The organism is Bacillus sp. KICET-3 (genome assembly GCF_033261025.1).
GTDB lineage: Bacteria > Bacillota > Bacilli > Bacillales > Bacillaceae > Bacillus > Bacillus sonorensis.
In genome coordinates, this window is record NZ_CP137345.1 from 401475 (window position 1) to 415412 (window position 13938).

Below are 13938 nucleotides of genomic sequence, written 5' to 3' on the forward strand. Positions count from 1 at the left end.
TCTTTTTAATCCTATTGTCGTATAGCTTTAATGTTTTTAGGAAGAAAGTTTCTGTTTGGATGCGGGCGGTTGTCAAACATTGTGGAAAAAACACAAAAATCGTCAGCTTTTTTGTTTTTTCGAAATATTGTGAATCAGCCCTCAGCTCTTATAAAATTAAGAATATAAAGAAATATTTCATGAGATGGCGGGGTGTGATAATGGAAGTGATAACAAGGGACTTTTTTTTATTCTTATCTAAAAGCAGCATCCTGAATCGCCTGGCGAGAAATTGGGGGAGTTCTGTCGCAACTGGAAAAATTATCGGAGGAAAGGATTTTGAATCTTCGATTCCGATTATCAGAAAGTTGAATGAGCAAGGGCTGACTGTTACTGTTGATCATTTAGGCGAGTTTGTGGACAGCAGGGAAGTGGCAAGGGAACGCACACAAGAATGCATTCGGGTCATTCAGCTGATCGCCCAGGAAAAGCTTGAGTCACATGTTTCCTTAAAAATGACTTCATTGGGTCTTGATATTGACCTTGATCTAGTCAGAGAAAACATGACCGGCATTCTGGATACCGCTGAACAGCATCAGGTGATGGTGACGATCGATATGGAGGATGAGGTGCGCTGCCAGAAAACGCTTGATCTGTTTAAGGAATTCAGACAGCGCTACGAATATGTCAGTACGGTTTTACAGGCTTATTTGTACCGGACAGAACAGGATTTGGAAGAGTTAAACCCGTACAAACCGTTCTTCCGTCTTGTGAAAGGAGCATATAAGGAGTCGCCCCAGGTGGCGTTTCCGGATAAGAAGGATGTTGATGAGAATTATAAAAAGCTCATTAAAAAGCAGCTGCTTAGCGGCCATTATACAGCCATCGCAACTCATGACGACAAGATGATTGATTTCACCAAAGAAATTGCGAGGGAGCACCAAATCGGAAAGGACCGCTTCGAGTTTCAAATGCTGTACGGCATGCGCAATAAAACCCAGCTTGAATTAGTCAAAGAGGGTTATAACATGCGCGTATACCTTCCGTACGGGGATGACTGGTACGGATACTTTATGAGACGGCTTGCCGAACGGCCTGCCAATATCGCATTTGCATTTAAAGGAATGACCAAAAAGTAAAACGATAAAAAGGGGAGATTTAGAATGACAACACCTTACAAACACGAACCATTTACAGATTTCGGGAGAGAAGAAAACCGGGCTGCATTTCAAAAAGCACTGGATACGGTAAATGAATGGATGGGTCAATCATACCCTCTTGTTATCGATGGGGAAAGAATCGAAACTGAAGACAAGATCGTTTCGATCAATCCGGCAAACAAAGATGAAGTCGTCGGGACGGTGTCAAAAGCGACGCAGGATCATGCCGAGAAGGCCATTCAGGCGGCGGCGAAGGCGTTTGAAACATGGAGATACACTGATCCGGCGGAAAGAGCGGCAGTTTTATTCCGTGCGGCAGCAAAAGTTCGCCGCAAAAAGCATGAATTTTCGGCGCTCTTGGTCAAAGAAGCGGGCAAACCGTGGAATGAGGCTGATGCGGATACAGCTGAAGCGATCGATTTCATGGAATATTACGCACGGCAAATGCTTGAGCTTGCTAAAGGCAAACCTGTCAACAGCCGTGAAGGGGAACGGAATCAATACGTCTATACACCGACTGGCGTAACGGTCGTCATCCCGCCTTGGAACTTCCTTTTTGCGATTATGGCAGGTACAACAGTGGCACCGATCGTTACGGGAAATACGGTTGTGCTGAAGCCGGCGAGCGCGGCGCCTGTCATCGCCGCGCGGTTCGTCGAAGTGCTTGAAGAAGCGGGGCTTCCAAAAGGGGTCGTGAACTATGTTCCGGGCAGCGGCGCTGAAGTCGGGGATTACCTTGTTGATCATCCGAAAACAAGTCTGATCACATTTACCGGTTCAAGAGAAGTCGGAATCCGCATTTTTGAACGGGCAGCCAAGGTTCAGCCGGGGCAGACCCACCTGAAACAGGTGATTGCGGAAATGGGCGGAAAAGACACGGTTGTCGTTGATGAAGACTGTGACATTGAATTGGCGGCTCAATCGATTTTCACATCTGCCTTTGGTTTTGCCGGCCAAAAATGTTCAGCAGGTTCCCGTGCGGTCGTTCACGAAAAAGTCTATGACCAAGTATTGAAGCGCGTCATCGAAATCACCGAGTCGAAAAAGGTCGGCGCTCCTGACAGTGCAGATGTCTACATGGGACCTGTCATCGATCAGGCGTCATTTGACAAAATCATGGATTACATTGAAATCGGAAAACAAGAAGGCCGCTTGGTCAGCGGAGGTAAGGGCGATGATGCAAAAGGGTATTTCATCGATCCGACCATCTTTGCCGATCTGGACCCGAAAGCCAGATTGATGCAGGAGGAAATCTTTGGACCAGTCGTTGCTTTTTCAAAGGTGAAGAACTTTGACGAAGCTTTGGAAGTTGCCAATAACACGGAATACGGGTTGACCGGCGCGGTCATTACAAATAACCGCGATCATATCAACCGGGCAAAACAGGAATTCCACGTAGGAAATCTGTATTTTAACCGGAATTGTACAGGTGCGATCGTCGGCTACCATCCGTTTGGCGGATTTAAAATGTCAGGAACGGATTCAAAAGCGGGCGGCCCGGATTATTTGGCTCTCCACATGCAGGCGAAAACAATCAGTGAAATGTTTTAAATGACAATCAAGTAGGGGAGAGAAGGCAGTCTTTTAAGGCTGCCTTCAATAAAGAGAAAAGAGTCGAAAAATTTAGACAAAACGGCACCTTGGGGGGATTCTTATCCAAAACGTACAATTGATCATTTCGATTGCAATTTATATGGTTGGCATGCTTTTGATCGGGTATTACGCGTATAAACGAACATCAAATCTTTCAGATTACATGCTTGGCGGACGCGCGCTAGGCCCTGCGGTCACAGCGCTCAGCGCGGGTGCATCCGATATGAGCGGCTGGCTGATGATGGGTCTGCCGGGGGCAATGTTTGCCACGGGTTTAAGCGGGGCGTGGATCGTCATCGGGCTTGTGCTCGGGGCTTGGGCAAACTGGATTTATGTGGCGCCGCGCTTAAGAAGCTATACGGAAATCGCCGGCAATTCAATTACGATACCGTCATTTTTAGAAAACCGGTTTGGCGATAACACGAAAATTCTCCGGATTTTTTCGAGTATTGTCATCATCACGTTTTTTACCTTTTATGTATCATCCGGAATGGTGTCCGGGGGGGTTTTATTTAACAGTATATTGCATTTGGACTACCATACAGGCTTATGGATCATATCGGCCGTTGTCGTATGCTACACGCTTTTCGGCGGATTTTTGGCCGTGAGCTGGACCGATTTCGTACAAGGAATCATTATGTTTGCCGCCCTGATTCTTGTTCCGCTTGTGACGATTATTGAAACCGGCGGCCCGTCTGAAGCCTTTACGGAAATCCGCTCGATTGACCCGGATCTGCTCAACGTATTTAACGGGACGAGTGTTCTCGGCATTATTTCTCTATTCGCCTGGGGGCTCGGCTATTTTGGACAGCCTCACATTATTGTGCGCTTTATGGCGATCTCCTCTGTAAAAGAAATCAAAAAAGCGCGCCGGATCGGCATGGGATGGATGATATTCTCAAGCATCGGGGCACTCTTGACCGGATTGATCGGTCTTGCTTACTATTCCCAAAAAGGACTTCATCTGGATGACCCGGAAACGATATTTATTCAATTGGGCAATATTTTATTTCACCCGATTATCACCGGCTTTTTGATTTCAGCCATTTTAGCTGCAATTATGAGTACAATATCCTCGCAGCTGCTTGTTACTTCAAGCTCATTAACGGAAGATTTATACAAAACAATTTTCAAGCGCTCCGCCTCTGATAAAGAACTGGTCTTCTTTGGCCGCCTGGCCGTTCTTGTTGTTTCGATTATCGCCCTTTGGCTCGGCTGGTCAAAAAACAATTCAATATTGGGGCTTGTCAGCTACGCATGGGCGGGATTCGGATCTTCATTCGGCCCCGTCATCATTTTAAGCTTGTATTGGAAGCGGATGACAAAATGGGGGGCTCTTGCCGGGATTGTTGTAGGGGCAGTCACTGTCGTTATATGGGCTGCAGCAGGGCTTTCCGATTTTCTTTATGAAATGATACCGGGGTTTGCCGCAAGCTTATTGTCTGTATATGCCGCAAGCATCCTGACTTCAAAACCGAATCAGAAGGTCGCCGAGCAATTTGAAAATATAAAAATGTGATGCATCTCTTAAAAACGCCTCTGTCCAATGGACAGAGGCCGTCTAAATTTTCAAAAAGTAACATCTATACAAGAATGCAAAGGAGAAGTATGATTAAGTTAAAAACGGGTAGGAGAAAGGATATGGAAGAGCTATTAGAACAAGTTGTTTCTCTTTCAGATATTAACCAGATCATTGATTTTATCAGCGATGAGCTGAAAAAACCGGTCATACTGGAAAGCGCGGATTTTTTCCTATTAGCTTACAATTCCTATTATATCAACCACTTTGATGCGGCAAACCAGCAAACCATTTTCTCCAAAAAATGTCCGCTGCCGATTTTCGAAAAATTTGTCGAAGAAGGAATCATTGATCAATTGAAAACCATTCCGACTCCTTTTCGGGTAAAACAGATTGAAGAGATCGGCCTGAACCAGCGGGTGGTGGTCAGCGCCAAACACAAAGGTGAAATCATGGGCTACATTTGGATTCAGGAGATTGAAAACAACCTGACGGATGAAGAGCTTGATTTCTTATATAGGGCTTCTTTTCATGTTGGAAAGATCATCTACAAGAAAGAACGGCTGAAGCAGGAAAAAGAGGAGCGGGTCGAAGAGCTTTACAGGCAGGCGATCAATGACCAGTTCCAAACGGAAAAAGACCTGAAAGCCGCAGCCGACAAAGCGAATGTTGTGCTGCCCTCCATATTTACCGTGATGGTGCTTCAAGTCGTCGACGGGGAGAATGAGCTGCTTGATGATCTGAAAGAAACGATCAGATCATATTTAAATCTGAAGGACAATATCAGCCACGTATTGGAGGATCATTCCAACATCGCCATTATTGTCGGCAGCGTGTCGCGGAAGCGCTCCGCCATTGCCGCGGCGTCTGAGCTGATCAACAGGCTCTTAACCCATCTGCGCTCACAAATGCTGCCTCTTATCTTCATCGGGGTCGGCAATGAATACAGCAGTCCGCTGATGCTCGGCAAAAGCTACAAAGAGGCTCTGCAAGTTACAAAAGCAGCGGAAATCACCGGAAGCCAGGAGCATATTCCCTATGAGTACCAAAAGCTCGGTCTTTTCAGGTATCTTGATCAAATCGCCGCAAAAAACGACCATCTGCAATATTCAAATCCCGATCTTATGCTGCTGAAAGAAAAAGACAAAGAAAGCCACACCGAATTTTTGAGAACGCTTGAAATTTATCTCGTCAACAATTGCAAAGTCAAACCATCCGCAGAACAGCTGTTTATCCACCAAAACACCTTAAACTACCGCATTAAGCAAATATTGGACATGACCTCGATCGACCTGAATGACTTTAACACGAGATGCCAACTGTTCATCGATTTGATGCTGATGAAAAAAGCCGGCTACAAATCGTGAAAACGCTTCTGCCCGGAAACGCGCTCCCGGGCCATTACAATTGAATAGGAAAAGCCGGTACATCTTGGACCGGCTTTTTAATATGTGCGATAAACGTAAGGATCTTTCGGTTCTTTGATTTTGGACCATTCTGTCACTTGCAGAACCGGAATCGTCGATTTAAACGGCTGGTAGAACTGCGATGTCAGGGTGCCCTTTACATGGAGCCATTGATCATTTTTGATATTGATATCATCGGGAAACTCCACAAGCATGCCATAGACGCCCGAGTCGGCGATACAATGGATGATTCCGAAACGAAGCACAAACAGCTGCCTGTCATGAATCGATTCCCCTTTAAACGCGAAGCCGCTGAATTCGATCGTTTTATCGAGGAATTCTCCGGGAGCATTATAGATGGCTTCCATCCCTTTCAAATAGTCCTCGTCCTGCAAAGCGATCCGTTTTTTTCCTTTATAGTTTTTCAGCGCTTTTTCCATGAGCTCGTCATAGCCGTCCTGCCCATAGTAGATGCTTGTATCAGGACGCAAATATTGCGTTTGGGAATAATGCTCAGGCTGTTCGATCGCTTTAAACGAAAAGCCCTTCGATTTGACGATATTGGAATCAAGCGTGGCAACCGGAAGGAACAGCCCTGTACATAAAGGGAAGAGGAACACAAAGTAAATAAACATTCTTTTGAAAAAAGGCTGATCTTTCTCATGGCTGTGATCATGTCCGCACCCGCAGTCATGTCCGCATTCTGTCTCATTCGCCCCTTTCAAATAGAGATAGAATTGCACCGCGGTCAGAATCGCCAGCAGAAAAATCGCAATATAAGAGAGATAAGCATATTTCATATTAATATATTTGGTTAAATTCCCGGAAGCGTGGAGATGAAAAAAGAAAAACGTAAAAAACATCAAAATCAGTGTGCGAAACATGATCTCACCCCTTTACCAAAAGTGATCCGGCCAGAACGATGACAGCGATATAGATGATCAAGAAACAGACAAAGCGTTTTTTAAAGATTCCGAGCATCATCAGCAGGTTTTTCACATCAACCATTGCCCCGAAAACAAGGAATGCGATCAGAGAGCCCAGTGAAAATGTACTGCTGAAGGATGATGCGATAAAGGCATCAACCTCTGAACAAAGGGATAATACAAATGACAGACCCATCATGACGAGCGATGAGGATACGTCATTTTGGCCGATCGCCAAAAGGGTCGATGTTTTAATAAATGTTTGCATCGCAGCTGCCACAAAAGCGCCGATGATCAAGTATTTTCCGACTGAAAAAAATTCGTCTACCGCATGGCGGAGCGTCCCTCCAAGCTTGCTCAGAAAAGACTGCCCGGCATGGCCGTGATGGTGATGGCGGTGAGACTCCCCTTCGATCAGCTGATTTCCTTTAAATTGAAAAGAGATGATGACTCCCGCGATCAGAGAAACCGCAATGGCCAATCCTCCGCGGTACAATACAACATCCCATTTGTTCCCGAAAGCGATAAAAGTAGAAAACAAAACGATCGGATTGATGATCGGAGCCGTCAGCATAAAGGCCACAGCCGCATGGAGCGGCACGCCTTTTAGAATCAAGCGGCGGGCAATCGGCACGATGCCGCATTCACAGGCCGGAAACAATATACCGGCAAATGTACCAGACAGAACGGCAAGAAACCGGTTTTTCGGAATGATTTTCGCCATCATTTCTTCTGTCACGAACATTTGAATCAAACCAGATATAAAAACCCCGATTAACACGAATGGGATGGCTTCTATTAATATACTGATAAAGATGGAATTGAGCTGCAGAAAAGATTGTGAAGCCACAAAAAAACCTCCGTTTCAGTCTAGCATTATATCATAAAACAGAAACGGCGGCGGGGACGGCGCAAAATCTTTGTGATGGCATGAGAAATGCGGACTGACGACAGCCGGTCCGCTTTTGGTCTTTTAAGTGGGCCGTTCAACAGACAGCGTTTCACCCAATGAGGCATAGTTATTTCCCGCAAGCCGGGCGATAGGGCGCAATGCTTCTGTGCGGATATAGCCTTTTTCAGGATCGTACACTTCATCAGCCAAATGGATGCAGACGACCCTTCCAATTAACAGATCATTGACCGTTTCTCCGCCGTCATGATCAAATGTAAGGTGGCGCTCCAGTCTGCATTCAAACCGAATCCGCGCTTCGCGGATGGCGGGAACTGAAATATGATCGCTTTGAATAGTGTGAAGACCGGTCAAATCGAGCTCGCTTTCATGTGCGGGAAGGGAAGCGGCCGTCTTATTCATATCCCCCACAAGATCTTCATCTACAATGTGAACGACGAATTCTTTCATTTCCGCTGCATTCCTGGCTGTGTCTTTCATCACGCCATTCCTTCTGCCGACAGATATAGAAAGCAGCGGAGGGTCGGAGCTGACCACATTAAAAAAGCTGAACGGCGCGGCATTGACAGCTCCGTTGACAGTCGAGACCGTTGTCACGAATGCGATCGGCCTCGGAACGACAGCCCCGGACAACAGTTTGTACGTTTCTTTGCTGGAGAGATGCTTTGGCAAGAGAGTAAACATGTCAGATCCCCTTTCTTTTTTTCTTGCTCCATTATAACGCAGCAGGCGATAGATTTATGGTAGAATATTCGCACAACTAAAAGAAAAGGAGACGAAACAATATGCAGCAGCCTTATGATTTACCGCTTGACCAATTATATTCATATAAACCCGAGCGGACGGCGCCCCGGGATTTTAAGGAGTTTTGGAAGGAATCACTCGCAGAGCTTGCAGAAGAAGAGGCGGAGCCCAAGCTTGAGCGCTTCGATTATCCGGCTGACGGGGTCAGCGTTTATTGGCTGACATACCGGAGCATAGGCGGGGCGCTTATCAAAGGCTGGTATGCGGTTCCCGACGGGAACGGCCCGCACCCTGCAATCGTGAAATATCACGGCTATAACGCGAGCTATGACGGAGACGTTCACGATATCGTCAACTGGGCGCTCCATGGCTATGCGGCATTTGGGATGCTTGTCCGCGGACAGAACGGCAGCGAAGATACAAGCGGCTCCCCGCACGGACATGTGCCGGGCTGGATGACAAAAGGAATCCTTGACCCGAAAACATATTACTACAGATGGGTTTACCTTGATGCCGTAAGAGCGCTCGAGGTTGTCAGCGGATTCGCCGAAGTCGATGAAAAGCGGATCGGTGTCATCGGCGCAAGCCAGGGAGGCGGATTGGCCATCGCGGTATCGGCATTGTCTGATATTCCGAAAGCAGCCGTTTCCGAGTACCCGTATTTAAGCAATTTTCAGAGAGCGATCGATACGGCGATAGAACAGCCATACCTTGAGATCAACTCCTTTTTCAGAAGAAACAGCAGCCCGGATATTGAGCGGAAAGCGATGAATACGCTGGCATATTTTGATATTATGAATCTCGCTGAATCGGTGAAAGCGCCTGTTCTCATGTCAATCGGTTTAGTCGACACCATTACGCCGCCATCCACCGTCTTCGCGGCATACAATCATTTAAACACTGAAAAAGATCTTAAAGTATACAGATATTTTGGCCACGAATTTATTCCGTCGTTTCAAATGGAAAAGCTGGCGTTTTTGAAAAAGCAATTAAAATGATGTATGGGACAACCATCCGGGCGAAATCTCAGCCGGATGTTTTTTTTATATCTTGATTAAAGATTATATCGTATATTAAGATATAAAGGAGAGGGTGATGTTGATGCATAAAGAAGAATTCATCGAAGCAATCAATCAAGATTGGACTGACATCTATTACCATTTACACCATAAACACCATGACGGCTTGTCTCACCAGGCTGTCCGTCTGCTGCAGCATCTCGAAAAAAACCGGCATGTCACAATCGGAGATTTGGCCAATCTATTGGAGGTATCCCATAATACCGCGTCAGAACACGCGAAACGGCTGATTCAAAAGAAGCTGGTGGAAAAAAAGAGGGATGGGAAGGACGAACGAAAGGTTTATGTGACATTAACCGCTGAAGGCGAGGCCGCCGTAAAACAGCATACCCGGCTTGATCCGGACAAGCTGAAGAAGGTGCTGGAACAATTGCAAGAGGATGAAGTCAAAATGGTAAAAACGGCATTTTCTATATTAAGCCGGGAGGCAAAATCATGTTTTTAATCATCAAAATCGCTGTTTCCGCCGTTCTTATTGGCATCATCACTGAAATTGCCAGAAGGTCGCCGGAAGCTGGAGGAATCATTGCAGCGCTTCCGCTGGTCAGTCTGCTCAGTTTATGCTGGCTATCCCTTCAAGGGGAGTCCCCACAGCATATCAGCCAGTTTGCGGCGGGCGTGCTGTGGGGGTTCCCGGCAACCGCGGTTCTCATTCTGATCGTAGCCGTCTGTTTAAAATCATCGTTTCCGCTGGCGGTTTCTATGATGTTCGGGATATGCGGATGGGGCGGATGTTTGCTGCTCCAAAAAGCTATCTTTGGCTGAAGGCGGAGAAATCAAAAGTTTCGGGAATGGCTCCATATGTTCCTTTAATGCGAATGTTTTTACATTCGCCTTTGGTATTTTCAAAATAAAGCCTGTAAGTCCGGGGCATTCCCGTCATCACATCTTGGGCGGTTCGATCCGGCCAGTCACCGTCATAATCTTTTATACTTAGACTCATAAATCTGCCGGAAAGGTGCATCATCTGAATTTTAATAGTCGTTTTACAGTTTTCTGCATTAAAAATCGTAAACTTATAACCTATGTTCCAATTTGAGTTAAAGTCGATGTCAGGAATAGGTTCTTCATGGGTTCCCGTAAGTGTAATATTCAGCTTGTGCGGAAACGTATAAGCTTCGGCGCTGCTCCCAAAACTTAAAAATCCACAAACCAAAACCGTGATCAGCAAAAAGCGTTTCATCAAATATCCCCTCCTTTTCCATTTTATTGTAGCATAGACAGATTTGAAAAAGATGGAAAAAATGCAAGGCGATTGTTTTGTTTCTTTAACCGAAAGTATAAAGCCCGGAATAAGAAAACATCCTTGGCGGAAATGGAATGTCCTGATCAGCACGAGCTGGCAAAATGGATGTCGCTAAAAATCTGAAGCAGCCGCTTTGTTGGCTGTTTAAACTGATGCGGTAGGTCTGTACCGATTCAGGCTTAAGCTCAACTATACATGCTCCGGCCGAGTGATGATTCATCTGAAACTCTCTAAAAGCTCCATTTTGAAAATGATATAAATATCCTTTTAATTTACATGTCTCTTCGTTTATGAACGAAAGATACATGTCTTCATGGACAATGTTTGCAACCCTGTTCCCTTCCCTGTCAGATAGATAAATAGGTCTTTCTCGTTCTTCTGTGATGGTTTTATGATGGACGGGTTCAAGCAAAAGAGGGGCTGCCTGTTGATCTGCAGCTGCTGAGTTAGATGCGATTTCAAAATAGTAGGCGGCAGCATAATCGGCATTCCAATGCCGGTTTATATCTTCTTTATCTGTTTCATCGAACATGTAGGTCTGGGAGATGATATAAACGATATGGCTTCCTGACGGGATATGCAGGCTGATATGGATGGTTTCGGATGAACGGGGAGGGACTGTCAATTGGAAGGTTTGCGCCGGTTTCGGGCGGCCCTCAATCAACACAGAGATGTGAATGCGGTCTGTCTCATCCGTTTCATTGCAGTATATGTACCGCGCCTGAAAATGGCCGGACGGGTCGGTTTTATACCGCACTTTGCTGCGGTCAATGGTATAGGGGTCCTCGGCCAAAAAATAAGTCGATCTGATCTTATTGATAAAACCGCCTCCTTTTCCTGTATTTCGATTATAGCATAAAAAAGGCCGCCGGCTTTGGGCCTGGCGGCGGCTGTTATTTTTTCAAGTAAGCCTCTGTCCGTTTTTCCAAGTAATCCTGGAACAAGGCGATCACCGAACAAATTCCCCAGTAAATCAAGGCAACCAAAATATACATCGTCATGTAGTCGAATTCCCGGCCGCCGATGATTTTAGCCTGCTGAAATAACTCAGGCACGGTAATCATGGCTGCGAGAGAAGACGCCTTCACAAGATCGAGCATAACGTTCGCCAGAGGCGGCAGGGCGATTCTGACCGATTGAGGTACGATGACATGCCGCATCGTCTGCCAATTGGAAAAACCGATCGATCTTCCGGCGTCCCACTGGCCTTTGTCAACGGAAGATAAGGCTGAACGGATGATTTCGGCTATATAGCCGGCGCTGTTAATGCTAAAGCCGATCAGGGCAGCCGTCAATGCTGTAAATTGAATCCCGATGTATGGAAAGCCGAAATAAAGGATAAATAAAATCACCAATATCGGCACGCCTCTCATAAATGAGATGTAGATCTTCGCCGGCCATCTGAGCAGAGCGAGCCGGGACATGCGGCCGAGCGCAATGAAAAAGCCGAGAACGAGGCCGAAAAACATGCCGGCAAAGGAAATCAAAAGCGTATTCCATATACCCTGCATCACATAAGGGAACGATTTAGCGGCTAATTCTGCGTTGAAAATGTATTCCCACTGAATAGATCCCACGCTTAGATCCCTCTATTGGTTCACATCGACATCAATAAAGTCGATATCCTGTTTTTTTGAAACATCGGCACCGCCAAAGAATGTTTTTGATATCTTCTTAATCGTACCGTCTTTGAGCATATCCTTGATAGTTTGGTCAAATTGTTCTTTGAGCCCGGTATTCCCTTTTTTCATAATCAGTCCCTGCTGGTGCGGATAATATTTAAAGTCCGGGTGGATCGTCAAATCCAAATCGGGCATTGCGGCAAGCGCCAGCTTTTGCAGATAATAGTCGTTTAAAATCACATCTGTTCGGCCATTCGCCACATCTTTTAAATATTGCTCATTTGTTGCATTATCGTAAATGACTTCTTCAGCTCCGTATTTACGGGCGATATCCATATAGACAGTCGTTGCGGCTCCGGCCGCCTTCTTCCCTTTTAAGTCATCTAATGTGCGGATGCCTGATAAATCTTTTTTGCGGACGATCGCTGTGCCGTATGAATATTTATAAGGCTTGGAAAACAAGAACTTTTTCTGGCGGTCCTTTGTCATGGTAATATCATTGGCGGCCGCATCAACTTGTCCGCTGTTTACTGCCGTCAGCATGCCGTCAAAGCCCATCTCTTTAAATTCGACATCCAATCCGAGCCGCTTTGCCGCCTCGCGGACGACTTCGACTTCATAGCCGGTCAGCTTGTCTTTACCGGTATCAGTGTCATGGTATGAAGTGGGGTACAGGGTCCCTGAAGTCGCCACCACGATTTTTCCTTTTTCTTTTAGTTGCTCCCAGGCCGTTTTTTGGTCACGGGTTCCGTTTTGAGCCGTGCTGCATGCAGCCGTTATAAAAACAAACGCCATCATCATCAAAAGCAATGTGAAAGGCTTATAAATGCGAACTTTATTCACTGAAAAATCCTCCTGCCATTCCTTTAGTCAAGTAAACCTTAGCACTGAAGCCGGCAATAGGCAATAAGATATTTTGTATTGGGAAAAAATAAAATCATTTGGTTTACAGGGAGGCTGAATGCATGTCGCTTTACTTTTGCAAACCGAAGGTGAATCATAAAGATATCGGGCAATATAAGCAAATAAGGAGGATGAGAAATGATGAAAAACATTTTAATCATCAACGGACATGAAGCATATCCGCATGCGAGGGGGAAGCTGAACCATACGCTTTTTACAGCGATGGCGGACAAGCTTGGCGAAAAATATGATATTAAAAAAACAGTTGTCACAGACGGGTACGACATTGCAGAGGAGCATGAAAAGTTCAAGTGGGCGGATGCCGTAATTTATCAGACGCCGATCTACTGGTTCAGTCTGCCTGCATTATTTAAAAAATACATTGATGAAATATACGAATACGGCCTCTTTTATAAAGGAACGGAAGATTACGGACGGGGCGGGCTTTTTATAGATAAAAGATATATGTTTTCAACGACATGGAACGCGCCTGAGGAAGTATTCTCAAAAGAGGGAACATTTTTTGAAGGGAAAAGCCTTGATGAAGCTTTGTTCCATCTTCATAAAATGCAGGAATTCGTCGGAATGAAGCCTTTAAAAACCTTCTCTGTCCACGACGTCATCAGCAATCCGGACATTGACCAATACCTTGAGGATCTGGATGCTCACCTAAAAGAAGTATTTTCCATTTGAATGGGTCAACGAAAAGCGGCTGCTATTGGCAGCCGCTTTTATTCATGCACAAAAACAGCTGAATTTAATTTTTTTAATAAAAAAACCTAGATTTTTAATAAAAATTTAGATATTTTTTATTTATGATAATGATTCTCATTTTAAATTAAAACGGAAAA

The 13938-nt window shown here is 45.4% G+C and carries 15 protein-coding genes; 8 read left to right on the top strand and 7 right to left on the bottom strand.

Going from position 1 to position 13938, the window contains the following annotated elements; translation table 11 throughout:
- The first annotated feature begins 206 nt into the window (after window positions 1-206).
- The 4 genes from R5H20_RS02150 (at window position 207) to R5H20_RS02165 (ending at window position 5618) form a co-directional block, all read left to right on the top strand.
- A complete protein-coding gene (locus R5H20_RS02150; protein WP_317907761.1) occupies window positions 207-1118 on the top strand; it encodes a proline dehydrogenase family protein in 912 nt (303 codons plus the stop codon).
- Window positions 1119-1142: 24 nt separating this feature from the next.
- A complete protein-coding gene (gene pruA / locus R5H20_RS02155; protein ID WP_006640147.1) occupies window positions 1143-2690 on the top strand; it encodes an L-glutamate gamma-semialdehyde dehydrogenase in 1548 nt (515 codons plus the stop codon).
- A gap of 151 nt (window positions 2691-2841) precedes the next feature.
- Window positions 2842-4251 carry a sodium/proline symporter PutP gene (gene putP / locus R5H20_RS02160; protein WP_236836449.1) on the top strand — a complete coding sequence of 470 codons (1410 nt, stop codon included), beginning with the start codon at window positions 2842-2844 and terminating at the stop codon, window positions 4249-4251.
- Window positions 4252-4373: 122 nt separating this feature from the next.
- Window positions 4374-5618, top strand: a complete 1245-nt coding sequence (locus R5H20_RS02165; protein WP_006640149.1) for a PucR family transcriptional regulator — start codon at window positions 4374-4376, stop codon at window positions 5616-5618.
- 77 nt (window positions 5619-5695) lie between these two features.
- On the opposite strand, the gene R5H20_RS02170 is transcribed toward R5H20_RS02165, so the two are convergent.
- The 3 genes from R5H20_RS02170 to R5H20_RS02180 form a co-directional block, all read right to left on the bottom strand.
- On the bottom strand, window positions 5696-6541 hold the full coding sequence (locus tag R5H20_RS02170) for a TIGR03943 family putative permease subunit (RefSeq protein ID WP_006640150.1): 846 nt from the start codon (window positions 6539-6541) through the stop codon (window positions 5696-5698).
- Between the two features lie 4 nt (window positions 6542-6545).
- The gene (locus R5H20_RS02175) at window positions 6546-7433 is read right to left on the bottom strand and encodes a permease (RefSeq protein ID WP_006640151.1); all 888 of its coding nucleotides are present in this window, start codon (window positions 7431-7433) and stop codon (window positions 6546-6548) included.
- A gap of 123 nt (window positions 7434-7556) precedes the next feature.
- Window positions 7557-8177, bottom strand: coding sequence for a flavin reductase family protein (locus R5H20_RS02180; RefSeq protein ID WP_006640152.1), 621 nt, complete (start codon window positions 8175-8177; stop codon window positions 7557-7559).
- Between the two features lie 101 nt (window positions 8178-8278).
- On the opposite strand from R5H20_RS02180, the gene R5H20_RS02185 reads away from it, so the two are divergent.
- The 3 genes from R5H20_RS02185 to R5H20_RS02195 all read left to right on the top strand — a co-directional run bounded on the left by R5H20_RS02185 (window position 8279) and on the right by R5H20_RS02195 (window position 10081).
- Complete coding sequence (locus R5H20_RS02185; protein ID WP_006640153.1) at window positions 8279-9235, top strand: acetylxylan esterase; 957 nt, start codon at window positions 8279-8281, stop codon at window positions 9233-9235.
- Window positions 9236-9338: 103 nt separating this feature from the next.
- Complete coding sequence (locus R5H20_RS02190; RefSeq protein WP_006640154.1) at window positions 9339-9761, top strand: MarR family winged helix-turn-helix transcriptional regulator; 423 nt, start codon at window positions 9339-9341, stop codon at window positions 9759-9761.
- On the top strand, window positions 9752-10081 hold the full coding sequence (locus R5H20_RS02195; RefSeq protein WP_006640155.1) for a DUF3147 family protein: 330 nt from the start codon (window positions 9752-9754) through the stop codon (window positions 10079-10081). The genes R5H20_RS02190 and R5H20_RS02195 overlap by 10 nt, the downstream gene beginning before the upstream one ends.
- Here R5H20_RS02195 and R5H20_RS02200 read toward each other — a convergent pair.
- The 4 genes from R5H20_RS02200 to R5H20_RS02215 all read right to left on the bottom strand — a co-directional run bounded on the left by R5H20_RS02200 (window position 10068) and on the right by R5H20_RS02215 (window position 12985).
- The gene (locus tag R5H20_RS02200; RefSeq protein WP_006640156.1) at window positions 10068-10499 is read right to left on the bottom strand and encodes a hypothetical protein; all 432 of its coding nucleotides are present in this window, start codon (window positions 10497-10499) and stop codon (window positions 10068-10070) included. The genes R5H20_RS02195 and R5H20_RS02200 overlap by 14 nt on opposite strands.
- Before the next feature lie 85 nt (window positions 10500-10584).
- Window positions 10585-11355, bottom strand: a complete 771-nt coding sequence (locus tag R5H20_RS02205; protein WP_006640157.1) for a hypothetical protein — start codon at window positions 11353-11355, stop codon at window positions 10585-10587.
- 100 nt (window positions 11356-11455) lie between these two features.
- Entirely contained in the window at window positions 11456-12139 is a 684-nt protein-coding gene (locus R5H20_RS02210) for an amino acid ABC transporter permease (RefSeq protein ID WP_006640158.1), read from the bottom strand.
- A gap of 12 nt (window positions 12140-12151) precedes the next feature.
- Window positions 12152-12985, bottom strand: a complete 834-nt coding sequence (locus tag R5H20_RS02215; protein ID WP_051056709.1) for a transporter substrate-binding domain-containing protein — start codon at window positions 12983-12985, stop codon at window positions 12152-12154.
- A gap of 243 nt (window positions 12986-13228) precedes the next feature.
- Between R5H20_RS02215 and R5H20_RS02220 the strand changes: the two genes are divergently transcribed.
- Complete coding sequence (locus R5H20_RS02220; protein ID WP_006640160.1) at window positions 13229-13780, top strand: NAD(P)H-dependent oxidoreductase; 552 nt, start codon at window positions 13229-13231, stop codon at window positions 13778-13780.
- The last annotated feature ends 158 nt before the right edge of the window (window positions 13781-13938 follow it).